The sequence below is a fragment of the Sphingomonas sp. genome, assembly GCF_039594485.1.
In the GTDB taxonomy this organism is placed as follows: Bacteria; Pseudomonadota; Alphaproteobacteria; order Sphingomonadales; family Sphingomonadaceae; genus Sphingomonas.
In genome coordinates this window covers 1-17,945 of record NZ_JBCNNI010000025.1, presented here as the reverse complement: position 1 = coordinate 17,945, position 17,945 = coordinate 1, and the positions used below count along the sequence as shown (strand labels likewise).

The following is a 17,945-nucleotide window of genomic DNA, read 5'->3' as shown; positions in this document are numbered from 1 at the left end:
TAAAGTAATACACGCAATGGCCGTTCGCCGGAACCCTGTCATGCGCCCCGATCCATTTAATCCCGACCGCGTACCGATCGACCGCCCCTATGAGCCGGTCGGTCCGCATTACCCCCTTTACGACGCGGAGACGCAGAGCTGGTCCTTCGGCGACGACACGCCCGAGGAGCAGGAGGCCCCGCGCCGTCGCATCCGCTGGGGCCGGTGGATCGCGCGCGGCGCGGGCGCGGGCATCATCCTGCTGGTCCTGGCGATCATCTGGCTGGCCGTCACCGCGCCGCTGTCGCGCTCGCTCCAGCCTCCGACGCCGCCGTCGATCACGCTGACCGCCGATGACGGCACGCCGATCGCCCGGCGCGGGGCGATCATCGGCGCGCCGGTCGACGCCGCCAAGTTGCCCGCCCATGTGCGGGAGGCGTTCCTGGCGATCGAGGATCGGCGTTTCTACTCGCACTGGGGCATCGACCCGCGCGGTATCCTGCGCGCCGCCTGGCACAATGTCGGATCGGGCGGGGTGCGCGAGGGCGGATCGACCATCACCCAGCAGTTGGCGAAGAACGCCTTCCTCGATTCCGACCGCACGGCGGGCCGCAAGATCCGCGAGGCGATGATCGCCTTCTGGCTGGAGGCATGGCTGTCGAAGGACGAGATCCTGTCTCGCTATCTGTCGAACGTCTATTTCGGCGACAATGTGTACGGCATCACCGCCGCGTCGAAACATTATTTCGGCCGTACGCCCGACAAGCTGAACATCGGGCAGGCGGCGATGCTGGCCGGCCTGGTCAAGGCTCCGTCACGCCTGGCCCCGACCGCCAATCTGAAGGGGGCCCGTGCCCGACAGGCGGTCGTGGTGGCGGCGATGGAGGATGCGGGCTTCCTGACCAGGCGCGAGGCCGATGCCGTCCAGCCGCAGCGCGTGCTCGCCTCGCGTCCCGAAACGCTGCCCAGCGGCACCTATTTCGCCGACTGGGTGCTCCCGGAAGCGCGCGACCAGGCGGGCGAGATCAAGACCGAGGCGACCGTCCAGACCACACTCAATCCCCGGCTCCAGCGGATCGCCGAGCGGACGGTGCGCAGCGCGGGGCTGAACCAGGCGCAGGTCGCGCTGGTCGCGATGCGGCCCGACGGACGCGTCGTCGCGATGGTCGGCGGCAAGGATTATTCCAAGAGCCCGTTCAACCGGGCCACCCAGGCGCGACGTCAGCCTGGTTCGGCGTTCAAGCTGTTCGTCTATCTGGCCGCGCTTCGCTCGGGCATGACGCCGGACTCGACGATCGAGGACGAGCCGGTCGATATCGCCGGGTGGAAGCCGCGCAACAGCGACGGCCGCTATCTGGGCAAGATCACGCTGCGCCAGGCCTTTGCCCGCTCCTCCAACGTCGCCGCCGCGCGCCTGACCCAGCAGGTCGGGGTGAAAGCGGTCATCAAGGCGGCGCGCGACCTGGGCATCACCACCCCGATCCCCAATGAGGCGACGATCGGGCTGGGCACCTCGACCGTCAGCCTGCTGGAACTGACCGCGGCCTATGCCGCGATCGCGAACGAAAGTTATCCGGTCGCCGCGCGCGGGCTGGCCGACGTCAAGGAAAAGGGCTGGTACCAGTCGCTGACCGATCGCAGGACCGGCTTCGCCTCGGCGGTGCATGACGGGATGCTCGATCTCCTGTCCTCGTCGATCAAGACGGGAACCGGGCGTCAGGCGATGCTGACCATCGATGCCTTTGGCAAGACCGGCACGACGCAGGATTCGCGCGACGCGCTGTTCGTCGGCTTCGCACGCGATCTGGTGGTCGGCGTGTGGGTCGGCAATGACGACAACACCCCCAATCCCGGCCTGTCGGGGGGCGGGGTGCCTGCACGGATCTGGCGCGCCTTCATGCAGTCCGCGCTCGACATCGCGCCGGTCCCGGCGCCGGTGGTCGAGGAAGAGGTCGATCCCGACGCGATCGCCAATGGCATGGACGAGGAAACCATTCCGACCGAAAGCGATCCGGTGGGCGACATCATCCAGGGCATGGGGCTGGACGTGAAGATGGGCGACGACGGATCGATCACCGTCGGCCCCGGCCGCCGCCGCCCGGATCGTGCCGGCCCACCCCCCGAAGACCGCCGCCCACCCGACGAGCGTGAGGGCGAGGAGGAATAGGTCGGACCGCCATCCGGTACGGCAGGTGCAATTCCGCCCCGACCGGACGCTGCGCCAGCCTTGACGGCCCGTCCCGCGATACCGATCGAGGACGGGCCGGGCAGGATCACTCGATACTCTTCGACGCCTGCTCGAACAGGTCCTTGGACAGGCCCGGCGTGCCCACGATGCGGATCAGTTCCGCGCACATCAGCCGCGACCGCTTGGTGTCGAAGCGGCGCCACCGGCCGAGCGGGGGGAGCAGTTTGGCTGCCGTCTGCGGATTGAGCCGGTCGAGCGCGATCAACTGGTCCGCCAGGAAGCGATAGCCCGATCCGTCGGCCGCGTTCAGCGCGCGCTGGTTCATGCCGAACGCACCGAGCAGCGCCCGCGCGCGGTTGGGATTGGCCAGCGTGAAGTCGGGGTGCGTCGCCAGCCGCTCCACCACCGCGCCGGTGTCGCCGCGCGACGACAGCGCCTGGGTCTGGAACCATTTGTCGAGGACCAGCGGATTGTCGGCATAGCGCGCATGGAACCGGGCGAGCGCAACGTCCCGCTGGGGCGCGTCCGAACTGACCAGCGTGGTCAGCGCCGCCTGCCGGTCGGTCATATTGTCCGCCGCCTCGAACTGCGCAAAGGCCAGCGTGGCGGCATCGGGCGCGCCGCTGGCCGCGATATAGCCCAGGGCGACATTGCGCAGGCGGCGGCGCCCCTTGGCCTCGGGCGAATAGACATAGGGGCCTTGCGCCATCTCGGCATAGAGCCGCCGCCACACCGGCTCCAGTGCCTGGCCCAGCCGCCCGCGCAGTTCCTCGCGCGCGGCATGGATCGCATCCGGGTCGACCGTCACCAACTGGTCCCCGACGAAATTCTCGGAAGGCAGCAGCACCGCCTCGGCGAGGAAGGCGGGCTCAAGCCCTTCGGCGTCCAGCGTCCGCGCCACCGCGTCGATCACCGCATCGGCCTGAACCGTGCCGTTGATCGTGCCCGCGACCAGCGTGTCGAGCATGAGCTGCTGCATCGCCTCGTACCGGGCGAAGGGATCGTCGTCATGCGCCGACAGGAAGCCGAGGTCCTCCGCCGTCCGGTCGCTCTCCACCACCACGGGCGCGGAAAAGCCGCGGTTGATCGACAGCACGGGGCGCTCGCTGACGGCCTCGAAGGTGATCGTCTCGGCCACCTGGTCGAGCAGGATCAACCGCTCGTCGGTCAGCGGGCGGCCGGTTTCCGCGCCGAACAGCCGGACCTTGAGCGGCAGGACCATCGGCTGCTTGACGCTCTGTCCGGGCGTGGCGGGGACATGCTGGGCAAGGCGCAGCTCCGCGCGCCCGCCACCATGTTCGTGGCTCAGACCCGCCGAGACGCGCGGGGTTCCGGCCTGCGAATACCAGAGGCGGAATTGCGACAGGTCGATATCGCCCGCCTCCTCCATGCAGGCGACGAAATCCTCGCAAGTCGCGGCCGTCCCGTCGAAACGGTCGAAATACAGGTCGGTCGCGGCGCGGAACTTCACCGGCCCCAGCATCGTCGCCATCATGCGGATCAGCTCGGCGCCCTTGTTGTAGATGGTGGCCGTGTAGAAATTGCTGATCTCGATATAGCTTTCCGGGCGCACCGGATGCGCAAGCGGGCCCGAATCCTCCGGGAACTGGCTGGCGCGAAGGCCGCGCACATCCTCGATCCGCTTGACCGCCGCCGATCCCTGGTCGGCGGAGAAGCTCTGGTCGCGATAGACGGTGAAGCCTTCCTTCAGGCTCAACTGGAACCAGTCGCGACAGGTGATCCGGTTGCCCGACCAGTTGTGGAAATATTCATGCGCGACGACGGCGGCGATCGCGTCATAGTCGTAATCGGTCGCGGTGTCGGGATCGGCCAGGATGTAGCGGCTGTTGAAGATGTTCAGCCCCTTATTCTCCATCGCGCCGAAATTGAAATCGTCGACCGCGACGATGTTGAACACGTCGAGGTCATATTCGCGGCCATAGACCCGCTCGTCCCACGCCATGGCGAGCTTCAGGGCGTGGAGCGCATGGTCGGTCTTGGCCAGATCGGCGGCGCGGACCCAGATGCCGAGCTGCACCTCGCGCCCGCTCATCGTGGTGAAGGTCGAGGCGTTGACCGCCAGATCGCCCGCGACCAGCGCGAAGAGATAGGAGGGCTTGGGGAAGGGATCGTGCCACTCCGCCCAATGGGTGCCGTCGTCATTCGTCCCCTGCGCCACCGGATCGCCATTGGCGAGCAGCACGGGGTAGCGCCGCGCGTCGGCGGTCATACGGACGCGGTAGACGCTCAGCACATCGGGCCGGTCGGGGAAGAAGGTGATGCGGCGGAACCCCTCCGCCTCGCACTGGGTGCACAGATTGCCGCCCGAGGCATAGAGGCCCATCAACTGGGTATTGTGGTCGGGTGCGATGGTGACGTCGGTTTCCACGACATGGGCGTCGCCGGACAGCGGCACGACGAGCTGTTCGCCCTCGATCCGCCAGGCATCGGTCGCCACGCCGTCGACCTTGACCGACAGCGGCGTCTGGCCCGCGCCATCAAGCCGCAGCGGCTCGTCATGCGCGCCGCTGCGCTCCACCGACAGGGTCGCGCGCACCCGCGTCTCGGCCGGGTCCAGTACGAAGTCGAGCGCCGTCTCCGGCACCCGCCAGGCGGGGGGCACGTAATCCTCGCGCCGGATGGCGGTCGGGGTCATGCCGGGCTGAGCGGCGCTGCGCTGAATGTCCATGGGCGGAATATAGCCGCGCCGGGCAGGTTGGACCACTGGCGGCGGCGCAGGAAAAAGCGGAGCGAAGCGCTTTCGGCGGGGTTGATCGCGGGGGGTGGCGTGTTACCCCCTTGTCATACTCGCCCGAGAGGTTCTGCATGTCGCGTTCGACGGCTTTGTTGCCGCTGCTTTTCCTGTCCGCCACCGCCGCCGTCAGCCATGACCTCGATCCTCAGCCGGTGCAGGCCGCCGCCCCGGCCGCGCAAGCTCCCGCGAACCCGCCTGGTCCGGCGGCGCGCAACGCCGTCATCACCGCGCCCCTGCCGGAGGATCAGGCCGCCATGAAGGCGCATGTCATGTTCCTGGCGTCCGACGCGATGGCGGGGCGAGAGGCGGGGACGCGCGACTATGACATCGCCGCGCAATATGTCGCCGCGCAATTCTATGCCGCGGGCTTGCGCCCTGGCGGCGACGATGGCGGCTATCTCCAGAAGGTGCCGCTGGTCGCCTATCGGGTCGCGGACAAGGGCAGCGCGCTGTGGACCCCGCCGGGCGGTCCGCCACGCGAACTGGCGTTCGGCGAGGATTTCGTGCCCCTGCCCGTGCCCGACAGGCGCGAGACCAGCCTGTCCGCGCCGGTGGTCTTTGTCGGCTACGGCATCGATGCCGCGCAATATGGGCTGACCGATTACAAGGGCGTCGACGTGCGCGGCAAGATCGTCGCGTTCGTCCCCGGCACGCCCGAGGGGCTGGACGGCGAGGCGCGGGCCTTCTTGGGATCGGCGGGGAACAAGGCGTCGCTGGCCGCCGCGCACGGCGCGGTGGGCGCGATCCAGATCGACATGCCGCGATCCGGCCCGCGCCAGCGGTCCTTCGCGTCGCTCGCCAGCTTCTACGACGCGCCGCGCGTGACCTGGGCCAATCCCGACGGCACCGCCCATGCGATGACGCCCTCGACCCCGGTGCTCGGCACCCTGTCACAGGCAGGCGCGACCAAATTGTTCGGCAGGGGCTGGGACGCGGTGATGAAGGCAGCGGAGGCGGCCAGGCCCGCCTATAAGCCGCTGCTCGCGAAAGGGCAGTTGACCGTCGCGTCCAAGACCAGCTTCAAACCGATGGACAGCAGCAACATCATCGGCCTGATCCCCGGCAGCGACCCCAGGCTGAAGGACGAAGTGGTCGTGCTGTCGGCGCATCTCGACCATATCGGCACCGATGATGGCGGCGATGGCGACCGGATCAACAATGGCGCGCTCGACAACGCCATCGGGATCGCCAGCCTGATCGAGGAGGCCCGGCGCTTCAAGACCGCCACGACGCCACCCGGACGCACCGTGATGTTCCTGGCGGTGACGGCGGAGGAAAAGGGGCTGGTCGGCTCCGACTATTTCGCCAATCACCCGACCGTGCCGCTGACCTCGATCGTGGCCGACGTCAATCTGGACATGCCGATCCTGACCTACAGGTTCGAGGACATGGTGGTGTTCGGCGCGGACCGCTCGACGCTGGGGCCGATCGTGCGCAAGGCGGTGGGCGCGCTTGGCCTGCCCGTCTCGCCCGACCCGATGCCCGAACAGGGGGTCTTCGTCCGCTCCGACCATTTCCGCTTCGTGCAGAAGGGCATCCCCTCGGTCTTCCTCTGGCCGGGCCAGAAGGGCCCCGGCAAGGCCGCGGTCGAGGACTTCATGAGCCACCGCTATCACCGGCCCGGCGACGAGGTGGACCAGGGCATCGACTGGAGCCAGGGGCCGCGCTTCGTCAGCGTGAACTATGCCATCGCGCGCGAGATCGCCGACGCGCCCGAAAGGCCGGTGTGGAACAAGGGCGACTATTTCGGCACGCTCTACAAGGGGCCGATGGCGGTTCGGTGATGGGGTGCGGAGCATGAATCGGTTGTTCGTCTTCGGCATGGGCTATGCCGCCGGGCATCTCGCGGCGCTGCTGCAGGGCCGGGGCTGGTCGGTCACGGGGACGACCCGCGACGGGCGCGGCGGCACGCTGCGTTTCGACGACCGGGAACGTGTGGCGGCGGAGATCGCCACCGCCACGCATATCCTGTCCTCCGTGCCACCGGCGGGTGAGGTCGATCCGGTCCTGGTCGCTTATGGCGCGCAACTGGCCCAGTCGCAGGCGTGGCTGGGCTATCTGTCCTCGACCGGCGTGTACGGCGATACGGGCGGCGCATGGGTCGACGAAACTGCCCCGATCGGGTCCGGGCGACGCGCGGCGCGGGCGGCGGCGGATGCCGAATGGCAGGCGCTGGACGCGCGCGTCTTCCGCCTGCCGGGCATTTACGGCCCCGGCCGCTCCCCCATCGACCGGGTGCGGGCCGGGCGGGCGCATCGTGTCGGCCTCCCCGGACAGGTGTTCAGCCGGGTCCATATCGCCGACATCGTCTCGGGCGTGATCGCCGGGTTCGCGGGGCCGGCGGGACCGTACAACCTGTCCGACGATTTCCCCTGCGATCAGGATGCGGTCGTCAGCTATGCCGCCACGCTCGCGGGGGTGGCGCCGCCGCCGCTGGTACCGCTCGAAAGCCTGTCCGACGCGGCGCGCGGTTTCTATGCCGAGAATCGGCGGGTGGCGAACGGCAAGGCGAAGCGGGTGCTGGGCTGGCGGCCCCGCTATCCCGATTACCGGTTGGGCCTGCGCGCCTTAAGCGCGATGACCAGCCCCAGCGCCGTGACGCCCGCGCCCGCCCCCGCCAGCAGCGACCAGCGATAACCCTCGAACACGGTCGACAGGCTCATCGCGATGACGGGGACGATGACGCTGGAATAGGCCGCCTTGGCCGGTCCGATGGCCCGCAACACCCGGTAATAGAGCGGGAAGGCCAGGGCCGAGGCGAACAGGCCGAGATAGACGATGCCCGCGACATAGCCCGCGCGCATCTCGAACACCGGAGGCCCGTTCAGGCTGTACGCGATCAGCGCGTCGAGCGCCGATCCGATCAGCATCGCGACGCTCAGGGTCGCATGCATCGGGAACCGCTTGGCCGTCTTGGTCGCCTGCATGACATTGGCGATGGAAGCAGACAGGATCGCAATGAGGGTCAGCGCGATGCCGGTCAGCGCGCGGGCGGGCCCGGCGGGATCGACCCGCGCCTCATGCACGAACAGCAGCGCCGCACCCGCCATCGCGATGGCGGAGCCGACCAGCAATTGCCGCCCCATGCGCTGCCCCAGGAAGATCCGCGCGAAACCGGCATTGGGGATCAGCAGCATCGCGAACACGACCGCGACGAGGCCCGAGGTGATATAGGCCTCCGCCCGGTAGACGAAGTTGAAGTTCAGCACGAACTGGAACAACCCGATCCCGGCCGCGAACAACAGGCCGGTCGTGCCCAGCCGGAAACTCTCCCGCCGGGCGAGCGCGAAGGCGCCCATGGCGAGACCGCCGATCAGGAAGCGATAGCTGACCGACCAGGTGGCGGGGACGACCGAAATCTGGTCGCGGATCACCAGCCAGGTCGATCCCCAGATCAGCGTGACGATGGCGAAGGGAATGAGGACGGAGGCGCGGGTCGAGCGGGGGCCGGTGTCGAACTCGCTCATAGCGCGGCGATCGCATCGGCGAGGCGGCCGACCACCTTGGCATCCGTGTCCCAGGCGGTGACGAGACGGATTTCGCCCTCCGCCCAGTCATAGAAGTCGAAGCCCTGCGCACGCAGCGCGGCGGCTTCCTCCGGGGTCGCGCGCAGGAAGACCTCGTTCGCCTCGACCGGGTGGACCAGCCGCTCACCCGCCGCGCCGGCCAGCCGCTCGGCACAGGCATTGGCGAGCGCACCATTGGCGATCCACAGATCGTCCTCGACCATCGCCAGCAACTGCGCCGCCAGATAGCGGCCCTTGGACATCAACAGCCCAGCCCGCTTGCGGCGGCGGCGGGTGACGTCCGCCAGACCGGGCTTGAAGAAGACCAAAGCCTCGGCACTCATCGCGCCGTTCTTGACGAAGCCGAAGGACAGCGCCTCGACCCCCGCCTGCCAGGTCAGCGCGGCCGGCGTGCAGCCCAGCCGCGCGACCGCATTGGCGAAACGCGCACCGTCCATGTGGAAACCGAGCCCACGCTCCTTCGCCAGCGCCCCGATCGCGGCGACCTCGTCGGGATTGTAGACGCGGCCATATTCGGTGGCATTGGTGATCGAGATGGCGTGCGGCTGGACCCTGTGCACGTCGTTGGCGATGGCGTCGATCACGCCCCGGATCGTATCGGGGGTCAGCTTGGCCCCCTCGCCATCGGCCAGCATCAGCTTCGCGCCGTGCGTGTAGAATTCCGGCGCACCGCCCTCGTCATTCTGGATATGCGAGTCGCGGTGACAGACCACCCCGCCATAAGGCGGGCAGAGCGCGGCCAGCGCCAGGCAGTTGGCGGCGGTGCCCGTCGGCACCCACAGCACCTCGACCCCGGTACCGAACAGCTCGGACAGCCGCCCGTCCAGCGCCCCGGACCAGCGATCGCCGTCATACGCGGCATCCATCTGATCGGCCCCGGCAATGGCCTCCATCACCTTGGGGTGGATACGGGCGGCGTTGTCCGAGAAGAAGCGCATGGCCCATGCGTTTGGGGGAGGCGGTGGACCAGGTCAACACCGCTTCCCTTCCATCCGTCCTGTCCTGGCGTCAGTGCGGCACCGCGCCCAGTTCGACCCCCGTCCTGTCGTGCAGCGCGAAGCGGTCGACCAGGTCGGCGCTCGCCCGATCATAGCCGATCACCTCGACCAGCGAACCGTCGCGGCGCAAACGGGCCACGATCTTGTCGAGCGCGCCGACGCCCGAAATGTCCCAGAAATGCGCCGCCGACACGTCGATCAGCACCGGCCGTCCCCGCTCCGCCGCAAAGGCGCGGGTGAAGCGGTCGACCGAGGCGAAGAAGATTTGCCCCGTCACCCGGTAACGGACCGCTTCGCCCTCCTCGATCCGCTCGACCGCGAACAGGCGGCGGACCTTGCCCGCGAAGAAGATGCCCGACAGCAGCACTCCGGCCAGCACGCCCTGCGCCAGATCGCGGGTGGCGACGACCACGGCGACCGTGACCAGCATGACCACCGAGGAGGTCGGCGGATGGCGGCGCAGATTGGGAATCGCGTTCCAGCTGAACGTCCCGATCGACACCATGATCATGACGGCAACCAGCGCGGGCATCGGGATCCGCCCGACGATCGGCCCGAGCCCGGCGAGCAGGATCAGCAGCACGACCCCGGCGGTCAGCGTCGACAGGCGCCTGCGCCCGCCCGAACTGACATTGATGACCGACTGGCCGATCATCGCGCAGCCGCCCATGCCGCCGACCAGGGCCGCCGCGATGTTCGCGCCCCCCTGCCCCAGGCACTCCCGCCGCTTGTCGCTATCGCTGTCGGTCATGTCGTCGACGATCTGCGCGGTCAGCAGCGATTCAAGCAGGCCCACCGCCGCCATGGTCAGCGAATAGGGCAGGATGATCCGCAACGTCTCCCAGGTCAGCGGAACATGGGGCAGGGCCAGGCTGGGCAGGCCCTCGGGCAACCGCCCCATGTCGCCGACCGTGCGCACCGGCAGATCGAGGGCGATGCTGATCGCCGCCAACACCAGGATCGCGACCAGCGGAGAGGGCACCGCCCTGGTCACGCGCGGCAGAAGGTAGATGATGGCAAGGCCCGCGCCGACCATCGCATAGCTGTGCCAGGTCACGCCGGTCAGTTGCGGCCATTGTGCCATGAAGATCAGGATGGCGAGCGCGTTGACGAAGCCGGTGATGACCGAACGCGACACGAACTGCATCACCAGATCGAGGCGCAGCAGCCCCGCGACGATCTGGATCACCCCCATCAGGATGGTCGCGGCGAACAGGTAATCGACGCCATGGTCGCGGACCAGCGGGGTCACGACGACCGCGACGGCGGCGGTCGCGGCGGAGATCATCGCGGGCCGCCCGCCCAGAAAGGAAATGACGATCGCGATCGCGACCGAGGCATAGAGCCCGACGCGCGGATCGACGCCGGAGATGATCGAGAATCCGATCGCCTCCGGTATCAGCGCGAGGGCAACGACCAGCCCGGCGAGCACGTCGCGACGCGCTTCGCCCAGGGTCGAGAACCATTGGGTTCGACAGGTTTCAACAGTCATGAATATACCGGAATATCGCGCATGACGACCGCCCTCACCGAAGGGAGCGGGATAAAGGGTCATGGCTTGCCGTTGTCCGGCGGATCGGCGGCCGGAATAGCCACCCGGAATTGCACCGGGTCCTTGCGAATGACGGCGCGTTTAACCGGCAAGACGGGGGAAGGGCAACCCCCTCCCCCGCCATGAGAGGAGGAATTACCCGGTCTTCCCCTTTGCGTTCAGGAAGCCCTCCATCACGATCCAGCGGTAGAAGGCGTCGAACCAGCCGGTGCTGGTCGTCGTCTTCGGATACATGCCGAAACCATGACCACCCTGGCCGTACAGGTGGAACTCGGCCGGCTTTTTCGCCGCCATCCAGGCGTCGACCAGCCCGAAGCCCTTGCCCGCGAACAACGGATCGTCGGCGGCGATCGCCGCGAACATCGGCGGTGCATCGGCCGGGACCGTCATCGGCTGGAGCGGACCATAGATGTCGCCGATAAAGGCCGGTTTGGCCTGGCCGTCGAGCACCGTCGCGACGGTCAGCATCGCGCCCGCCGAGAAGCCGACCATGCCGATCCGGTCGGGATCGACCTTCCACTCGGCGGCGCGCGACCGGACCAGGGCAAAGGCGGCCCGGGCATCGGCGACCTGCGGCGACAGGCCCTTCAACGCATCGGCGGGGCTGGGCCGTGCGGCGGGGCGTGCGACGCTGGAGAACATCGCCGCCATCGACTTTTCGAACGCGCCCATATCGGCAGGCGTCTGGTTCAGCCGATACTTCAGGACGAAGGCGGCGATACCACGCGCGGCCAGCGCCTTGGCGACGTCCCAGCCCTCATTCTGCATCGACAGGGTGCGGAAACCACCGCCGGGCGCGACGATCACCGCCGCGCCGGTCGCCTTGGCGGGATCGGGCAGGAAAGGCGTCAGCGTCGCCTGGGTCACGTTGCGGGCGAACACGCTGTCATATTGGCTGTGCCAGCTTTCCGCATTGCTCGCGCCGGGCAGCGGGCCGGTGTTCAGCGCGATGGCATTTGGCTGTGCGGGCGTTGCGATCGGTGTCATCCGGTCATTCTGCGCCATGGCGGGCGTGGCGACCGAAAGCGCCAACAGGGCGGCCAGAGCATGGCCGGCCCAGCGATTGGATGTCATATCCCCTCCTGTTCTCCGTGGGTTATGTCCCGACGGTCGAGCGGGGATGGTACGCTTCGCAAGGTGGCGCGCAAGCAAAATGTTAAGGCTAACAATCACATTCCCACAGCGGGTCAGGGCGATGCCTGCCTCAGAACAGCCGCCCGCCATCCGGCACGGCCTGATCGGGCCCGATCAGCACCACCTGCCCCTCCGCATCCGGGAAGCCCAGCGTCAGCACCTCGGACATCATCGGCCCGATCTGGCGCGGCGGGAAATTGACCACCGCCGCGACCTGCCGCCCGACCAGCGTTTCGGGCGTATAATGCCGGGTGATCTGTGCCGAGGATCGCCTCACGCCCAGTTCCTCGCCGAAATCGATGGTCAGCTTGATCGCGGGCTTGCGCGCCTCGGGGAAAGGTTCGGCGGCGATGATGGTGCCGACGCGGATGTCGACCGCCAGGAAATCCTCGATCCCGATCGTGGCGACGGGCGCGTCAGAAATCGACATTGTCGTAATGCGATGGCGGCGTGACCATCTCCATCCGCTCGGACAGGAGCGGGCGGAACGAGGGGCGGCTCTTCAGCCCGCGATACCAGCGCGCGGTCTGTTCATGCCCCTTCCAGTCGATGCCGCCCAGATAATCGGCGACCGAAATCTGCGCCGCCGCCGCCAGATCGGCCAGGCTCATCGTCGCACCGCCCAGCCAGTTGCGATGGTCGAGCAGATAATCGGTATAGTCGAGATGGCCGACCGCCGCCTTCATCGCCTCCCGCAAGCCCTTGGCATCAGGGCTGCCGGTGCGGGCGACACGCTTGACCATCCGCTCGTGGAGCAACGGGCCGGTCACGTCCTGATAGAAATGCGTGTCGAACCACGTCACCAGTCGCCGGATCTCGGCGCGGCCGACGGCGGTGCCGTTGATCATCGCGGACTTGTCGACCGTCTCCTCAAAGAACTCCGAAATCGCCATCGAGTCGACCAGCAGCACGCCGCGTTCCTCATCGACCATCACCGGGGTCTGTCCGGCGGGATTCATGTCGAGGAACTCGTCGCGCCGCTGCCACGGCGATTCGCGGACCAATTCATATCCGACGCCCTTCTCCCCCAGCAGCAGCCGGACCTTGCGCGAAAAGGGACAGAGCGGGAATTGGTAGAGTTGCCACATGCGCCCCATCTAAGCGGGCGCGACCCTCCGCGCCAAGCCCGATGGCGATGTTTTCACCCGCCCCCGCGCGCGGGACGCCGCAATCGCCGCCAGCCGACCACCACCCCGCTGACCGACAGGACCATGCCGGCGATCGACCAGAGCCACATCCACGCATCCCAGGCGGGGCGCCGCGCGGTCAGCCACGGCCAGTCCCAGGTGTGCAGCAGCGTATAGACCCAGCGATAGGCGCGCCGCGTGCGGTCCTGTCGCTGGACGAGCGCACCGCTCATCGGATCGACGTAAAGCCATGTCGCCGCCGGATCGTCGAACCGCATCCGCACGACCGGCAGGCGCGTGGGCGAAGTCCAGTAGAAGTCGGGACGCGCCAGCCGCTCGCTCGCCACCAGCCGCCCGCCCGGCACCAGCATCGCGGCGCGCGCCGGGATGCTGGCCCGCGCCGGGGCCAGGCTTTGCCGATCCAGCCAGCGGGGATGGGGCGAAGCGCGGTCGATCGCGATCCGCTTCAGCCCCGCATCGCCGCTCCACTCGACGCTGCGCGCCCCCACGGCAATTCGTGCCAGCCGATCCAGCGCGACGGGTTCCCCCGCCTGGCCCGCATAGGCCCGCATCGCCTCGGGCGGCGCGGCCGACCCGGCAAAGGCATGCCCCGGGTCGACCGACAGCCAACCGCTGACGATCCACGTCGTCAGCATCGCACCGCCCAGCAATCCGCTGACATGATGCCACAGCATCCAGCCGCGATAGGGCGTCATCCGCCCGTCGCGATATCGCCGCCGCCCCGCCCGCAGGCGCAGGATACCGATCCACAGACCCGTCAGCGCGACCGCGATGCACGGCCCCGACACCCACATCACCACCTGCCGCCACAGCCCGCCGTCACGGCGCAGCACCGTGGGATAGATCCAGTGCGGCACCGAGCCCAGCCAGTTCCAGACGCGCTGGCTGCGCGTCGTTCGCTGCACCACCTGCCCGGTCAGGCTGGAGACATAGAGTTCGGTCCGGGCGGCATCGACCAGATCGGCCTTCCACAGGGGACGATGCCGGTCGAAACCGCCCGCCACCGTCCACTGGTCATGCCCGATCGCCTCGACCCGCGCCACCTCGGCCCCGCCAAAGCGCGCGGCGACGCGGCGGACATAGGCCGTATCGACGGCGACAGGGACAGCCCCCGCTTCCGCCGACAGGATATGCGTGTCACCTTCCGCCCCATCGATCCGCCAGACCGGCGCGCCGTCCCGCATCTCCAGCGTGATCCGCCGGGCACCACCCTGGCCTTGCGGCGCACGACCGACCCGGCTCCAGTCGATCGGCTCGGCCCCCGCCCAACCCTGCGCCGGCGACAGCGCGGGATAGGGCATGTAGAGCATCACCAATCCGCTCGCGAACCACATCGCGAAGAACAGGCATGCGACGATCCCCGCCCAGCGATGGACGAGGAAGGCCAGCCGCAGGGCCGACCTTCCCCAATTGCGCTCAGAACGCCGCACGAATGCCCACATCCAGCGAGCGTGGCCGCCCCAATATCCATTGCTGGTCGCCATAGGCGGTGATCGCATAGGCCTTGTCGAGTAGGTTATAGACCCGCAGGTCGAGCGCGAGGCGTGGGCTCAACGCATAGGACAGGGTCGTGTCCACCGTCGCATAGCCGGGAATACGGAACGCATTGCCATTGTCCGAAAAGCGCGGCCCCACATAACGCAGCCCGGCCCGCGCCTGTACCTTGGCCGACGCGTCCCAGCGCAGCCACAGATTGCCCAGCGTCTCGGGCACGTTCGGCGGGGTGCGGCCGGTATAGTCGACGCCGCTCGACCGGAAATCATCGAACTGGGCATCCAGCACCGTGCCATTGGCATCGATCCCGAACCCCTGTGGCAGATCGACCGACACCGCCGCCTCGATCCCCTGCGCCGATCGCTGCCCCACCTGTTCGACGGGGCTCGACAGGGTGCGCTGCGCCAGCAGCCCGGTCTTGACGATGCGATAGGCCGCCAGCGTCGCGCTGCCCCGGCCGCCCAGGAACAGCCATTTCGCCCCCGCCTCGACCTGATGCCCACGCGCATTGCCGAACCGCACCTGCCCGGTCGACACGGTGGTCAGCGTCGCCAGTGGATCGACGCCGGTGGCATATTGGCCATAAAGCGACAGGTTCGGCACCGGCTGATAGACGACACCCGCCCGCCAGGTCGCGTTGCGGAAGGTCTTTTCAAAGGCGAAGCTGTCGGTCCGCGTACCGCCCGGATAGCTGATCGCCCAGCGGCGGACCTGATCCTCCTCGTAGCGGAAACCACCGACCACCGACCATTTCCGGCCCAGCGTCACCCGATCCTCGGCAAAGACCGCCAGCGCGGCGGTGCGGGTCCGGTAACGCGGCGCGATCCCCTGCGTGTCGAGGAAGCGGCCGGGATCAAAGGCGAAGGGATCGACCGCATCGACCTGCGCCGCCGATCCGAAGTCGTTCTCATGGGTGAAGCGGACCAGATTGGCATCGACGCCGACCACCAGCGCGTTGGCGATACCGGGGCTCAGCGGGGTGCGCAGCGTGACGCTCGCCTGATCGCCCCATTGGGTCTGGTCGTGACGGATGCCGTAATTGCTGCTGCGCTGGATCGTGCCGGGGGTGCCGGTCGAACCATTGCCGCAAACGCCGGCCGCCCCCACCCAGCAATAGCTCTCCAGATTGCGCCAGAAACGATCGCTGGTCAGGTAATAGGTGATGTTGGACAGGCTGACATTCGCGCTCGGCGTCCAGTCGATCTGGACCGAGGCGCGGTCGTCGCGGAAGCGCATCCGTCCGTCGCCCACATTGTAATTGCGATCCCGCACGCGCAGATCGAGCCGCCCGTCGATCAGCGGTGTCCCGAAATAGCCGATCGGGTGCTGGTCGCCATGATCGCCGCGGATCGTCACCGCCAGCTCGGACGTCGGCTGCCACTTCAGCGTTCCCGACAGCGCGAAGCTGTGCGAATCCCCCCGATCGACATATCCGTCCGATCGGCGATAGCTGGCATCGACGCGGTAGCCGAGCGTATCACCCGCCGGACCGCCGATCCCGGCCGCGAGACGCAGGCTGTCCTGCGCGCCATAACCGATCTCGGCCTGCCCCTGGGTCCGGGCGGTGGGCTTGCGCATCACGACGTTCACCGCGCCGCCCAGAGCCCCCTGCCCATACAGGACCGAGGCGGGACCGCTCAGCACGTCGATCCGCTCGACCATCCACGGATCGGTCGGAAAGGTGATCGTCCCCGCCGCCGGGAACAGCCGCAACCCGTCGATCAGTTGCAGCACCGATCCCTGCCCCGAAAAGCCCCGCGCCGACAGCGCGGTGCCGCCATTGCCCGGATTGGCGACGCTCGACAGGCCCGGTGCGCGCGTTTCCGCCTCGACGATCGACAGGTCGCCGCGTGCCCGGATCATATCACCATCGAGCGAGGTAATGCTGGCGGGCGTCTCCAATGGGGTCAGTCCCAGCCGGCTGCCGGTCGCATTGGGTGTGTCGAGCGCCTGCTTCACACGGGCTCCGACGACCAGGACGGTGCTATCCCCGCCGACGGGCGGATCGCCCTGCTGTGCGATGGCCGGGACGGCTCCCAGGATCAGCGCGCCGCCGCACAGCAGCGCATGACCCGACTGACGAATCACGTAATGATATAACATACAATAGCCCATAGCGTCTTGCTGCGAACAAGCCGAGGCTTTCCGCTCGATCCGAACGGCCGGGTGCCATGCGAACGGCACGCTTTTCCGCACTCGTCATGGCCACCCCTGCGCCTCCGCCACCTTTGGCGTCGCTCGTCGGAAAAGACCTTAACCACGGCCATCCCCTGGACCGGGCATGAGCGACCTGACGCCGGCAGGTCTCCTGGCTCACGGGTCATCGCGGATCGAAGCGCCTTCCCAGGTTACCCCAGTGGCTGAACCGAGCTTGGCCGGTTCGTGCTCATCCGCTCACCGCTTACAGTTGCAGGGACAGCCTCGGATTCGGATGGTCGCCCACCCTCACCGCGTTCCCTTTTAATCCCCCTTGTCGGGAGAACCGGCGCGATCATGACCGGATTATTCCGGTCCCGTTCTGGTTGGGGGATATTGCCCTTGGCGTCAAGCGAGTGCCGCGCCGTCCTGTTTTGCGTTATGGGCGGCGAATGGCCCGCAAGACCCGATATCTGACCGCGACGCTGCCCGACGGATATGTGAAGACGATCGGCCCGACATCGGCCCCCTTCACCCATTACTGGCGCATCGTCGCGGAGCGGGCCGACGGGCGGACCGAAGTCTTCTGGGGCCATGCCAAATCGCGCAAGGACGCCGCAAGCAAGGATACCGCCATGGCCGAGGCCGTCCGCCAGCGCGGCTGGGCCAGCTATGTCTTTGACGTGGTGGAACTGACGGAGTCGGCGGAGCCTCCCATGGCGGGCGCCGGTGCAGGCGGCCCGCGTGGCCGACGTCGATAGAGCGGTTTCCGATCGACTTGGGGATCATCGTGGAGGTGATCAGCGTCCGAGTCCGAGCGCACGGGAACGGCGCTGCCTTATGGAAAAGGGGTGTCAGCGTAACGCGAGACAGCCCGCTAAGTCATTAGACTTGCGGGCTTTTCGGAATGGTTGCGGGGGCAGGATTTGAACCTGCGGCCTTCAGGTTATGAGCCTGACGAGCTACCGGGCTGCTCCACCCCGCGGAGGTGTGTATATGGGCGATGACGAGTGAATGGGTTTTATGTGTGTTCG

Annotated in this window: 13 protein-coding genes, 1 tRNA gene, 1 riboswitch and 1 other annotated feature; of the genes, 4 read left to right on the top strand and 10 right to left on the bottom strand. The window is 67.9% G+C overall.

The window, feature by feature from the left end; translation table 11 throughout:
- Nucleotides 1–40 precede the first annotated feature (40 nt).
- Nucleotides 41–2,146 carry a transglycosylase domain-containing protein gene (locus tag ABDV78_RS13005; RefSeq protein ID WP_343527810.1) on the top strand — a complete coding sequence of 702 codons (2,106 nt, stop codon included), beginning with the start codon at nucleotides 41–43 and terminating at the stop codon, nucleotides 2,144–2,146.
- Nucleotides 2,147–2,252: 106 nt separating this feature from the next.
- Here ABDV78_RS13005 and pepN read toward each other — a convergent pair whose 3' ends face one another.
- The gene (gene pepN / locus ABDV78_RS13000) at nucleotides 2,253–4,823 is read right to left on the bottom strand and encodes an aminopeptidase N (protein ID WP_343527809.1); all 2,571 of its coding nucleotides are present in this window, start codon (nucleotides 4,821–4,823) and stop codon (nucleotides 2,253–2,255) included.
- A gap of 170 nt (nucleotides 4,824–4,993) precedes the next feature.
- Between pepN and ABDV78_RS12995 the strand changes: the two genes are divergently transcribed.
- Complete coding sequence (locus ABDV78_RS12995; RefSeq protein WP_343527808.1) at nucleotides 4,994–6,706, top strand: M28 family peptidase; 1,713 nt, start codon at nucleotides 4,994–4,996, stop codon at nucleotides 6,704–6,706.
- 13 nt (nucleotides 6,707–6,719) lie between these two features.
- Nucleotides 6,720–7,559 (top strand): NAD(P)-dependent oxidoreductase, encoded by an 840-nt coding sequence (locus tag ABDV78_RS12990; RefSeq protein WP_343527807.1) that lies wholly within the window; start codon nucleotides 6,720–6,722, stop codon nucleotides 7,557–7,559.
- On the opposite strand, the gene ABDV78_RS12985 is transcribed toward ABDV78_RS12990, so the two are convergent.
- The 8 genes from ABDV78_RS12985 to ABDV78_RS12950 all read right to left on the bottom strand — a co-directional run bounded on the left by ABDV78_RS12985 (nucleotide 7,469) and on the right by ABDV78_RS12950 (nucleotide 16,878).
- Nucleotides 7,469–8,389 carry a DMT family transporter gene (locus ABDV78_RS12985; protein ID WP_343527806.1) on the bottom strand — a complete coding sequence of 307 codons (921 nt, stop codon included), beginning with the start codon at nucleotides 8,387–8,389 and terminating at the stop codon, nucleotides 7,469–7,471. The two genes, ABDV78_RS12990 and ABDV78_RS12985, sit on opposite strands and share 91 nt — an antisense overlap.
- Entirely contained in the window at nucleotides 8,386–9,387 is a 1,002-nt protein-coding gene (locus ABDV78_RS12980; protein ID WP_343527805.1) for a beta-eliminating lyase-related protein, read from the bottom strand. Before ABDV78_RS12980 ends, ABDV78_RS12985 begins: the two co-directional genes overlap by 4 nt.
- Nucleotides 9,388–9,457: 70 nt before the next feature.
- Nucleotides 9,458–10,939 (bottom strand): SulP family inorganic anion transporter, encoded by a 1,482-nt coding sequence (locus ABDV78_RS12975; protein ID WP_343527804.1) that lies wholly within the window; start codon nucleotides 10,937–10,939, stop codon nucleotides 9,458–9,460.
- 70 nt (nucleotides 10,940–11,009) lie between these two features.
- Nucleotides 11,010–11,065: a sequence feature (sul1 is cis-regulatory element that is thought to sense ions involved in sulfur or methionine metabolism; They are found in Alphaproteobacteria), on the bottom strand.
- A 69-nt stretch (nucleotides 11,066–11,134) separates the two neighbouring features.
- On the bottom strand, nucleotides 11,135–12,073 hold the full coding sequence (locus ABDV78_RS12970; protein WP_343527803.1) for an alpha/beta hydrolase: 939 nt from the start codon (nucleotides 12,071–12,073) through the stop codon (nucleotides 11,135–11,137).
- 130 nt (nucleotides 12,074–12,203) lie between these two features.
- Nucleotides 12,204–12,563, bottom strand: coding sequence for a tRNA-binding protein (locus ABDV78_RS12965; protein WP_343527802.1), 360 nt, complete (start codon nucleotides 12,561–12,563; stop codon nucleotides 12,204–12,206).
- Nucleotides 12,550–13,221: a glutathione S-transferase family protein gene (locus ABDV78_RS12960; protein ID WP_343527801.1), complete on the bottom strand. Its 672-nt coding sequence runs from the start codon at nucleotides 13,219–13,221 to the stop codon at nucleotides 12,550–12,552. Before ABDV78_RS12960 ends, ABDV78_RS12965 begins: the two co-directional genes overlap by 14 nt.
- A 53-nt stretch (nucleotides 13,222–13,274) precedes the next feature.
- Nucleotides 13,275–14,711 (bottom strand): PepSY domain-containing protein, encoded by a 1,437-nt coding sequence (locus ABDV78_RS12955; RefSeq protein ID WP_343527800.1) that lies wholly within the window; start codon nucleotides 14,709–14,711, stop codon nucleotides 13,275–13,277.
- The gene (locus ABDV78_RS12950; RefSeq protein WP_343527799.1) at nucleotides 14,698–16,878 is read right to left on the bottom strand and encodes a TonB-dependent receptor; all 2,181 of its coding nucleotides are present in this window, start codon (nucleotides 16,876–16,878) and stop codon (nucleotides 14,698–14,700) included. The genes ABDV78_RS12955 and ABDV78_RS12950 overlap by 14 nt, the downstream gene beginning before the upstream one ends.
- Before the next feature lie 177 nt (nucleotides 16,879–17,055).
- Nucleotides 17,056–17,277: riboswitch (cobalamin riboswitch) on the bottom strand.
- Between the two features lie 86 nt (nucleotides 17,278–17,363).
- Between ABDV78_RS12950 and ABDV78_RS12945 the strand changes: the two genes are divergently transcribed.
- Nucleotides 17,364–17,672, top strand: coding sequence for a hypothetical protein (locus tag ABDV78_RS12945; protein ID WP_343527798.1), 309 nt, complete (start codon nucleotides 17,364–17,366; stop codon nucleotides 17,670–17,672).
- A 147-nt stretch (nucleotides 17,673–17,819) separates the two neighbouring features.
- Here ABDV78_RS12945 and ABDV78_RS12940 read toward each other — a convergent pair.
- Nucleotides 17,820–17,896: transfer RNA gene (locus ABDV78_RS12940), tRNA-Met, on the bottom strand.
- Nucleotides 17,897–17,945: the final 49 nt, after the last annotated feature.

Bases quoted from the DNA above. Each gene is read 5' to 3' on its own strand.
- ABDV78_RS13005 (WP_343527810.1), top strand. From the start codon at position 41: ATGCGCCCCGATCCATTTAATCCCGACCGCGTACCGATCGACCGCCCC.
- pepN (WP_343527809.1), bottom strand. From the start codon at position 4,823: ATGACCCCGACCGCCATCCGGCGCGAGGATTACGTGCCCCCCGCCTGG.
- ABDV78_RS12995 (WP_343527808.1), top strand. From the start codon at position 4,994: ATGTCGCGTTCGACGGCTTTGTTGCCGCTGCTTTTCCTGTCCGCCACC.
- ABDV78_RS12990 (WP_343527807.1), top strand. From the start codon at position 6,720: ATGAATCGGTTGTTCGTCTTCGGCATGGGCTATGCCGCCGGGCATCTC.
- ABDV78_RS12985 (WP_343527806.1), bottom strand. From the start codon at position 8,389: ATGAGCGAGTTCGACACCGGCCCCCGCTCGACCCGCGCCTCCGTCCTC.
- ABDV78_RS12980 (WP_343527805.1), bottom strand. From the start codon at position 9,387: ATGCGCTTCTTCTCGGACAACGCCGCCCGTATCCACCCCAAGGTGATG.
- ABDV78_RS12975 (WP_343527804.1), bottom strand. From the start codon at position 10,939: ATGACTGTTGAAACCTGTCGAACCCAATGGTTCTCGACCCTGGGCGAA.
- ABDV78_RS12970 (WP_343527803.1), bottom strand. From the start codon at position 12,073: ATGACATCCAATCGCTGGGCCGGCCATGCTCTGGCCGCCCTGTTGGCG.
- ABDV78_RS12965 (WP_343527802.1), bottom strand. From the start codon at position 12,563: ATGTCGATTTCTGACGCGCCCGTCGCCACGATCGGGATCGAGGATTTC.
- ABDV78_RS12960 (WP_343527801.1), bottom strand. From the start codon at position 13,221: ATGTGGCAACTCTACCAATTCCCGCTCTGTCCCTTTTCGCGCAAGGTC.
- ABDV78_RS12950 (WP_343527799.1), bottom strand. From the start codon at position 16,878: ATGTTATATCATTACGTGATTCGTCAGTCGGGTCATGCGCTGCTGTGC.
- ABDV78_RS12945 (WP_343527798.1), top strand. From the start codon at position 17,364: ATGGCCCGCAAGACCCGATATCTGACCGCGACGCTGCCCGACGGATAT.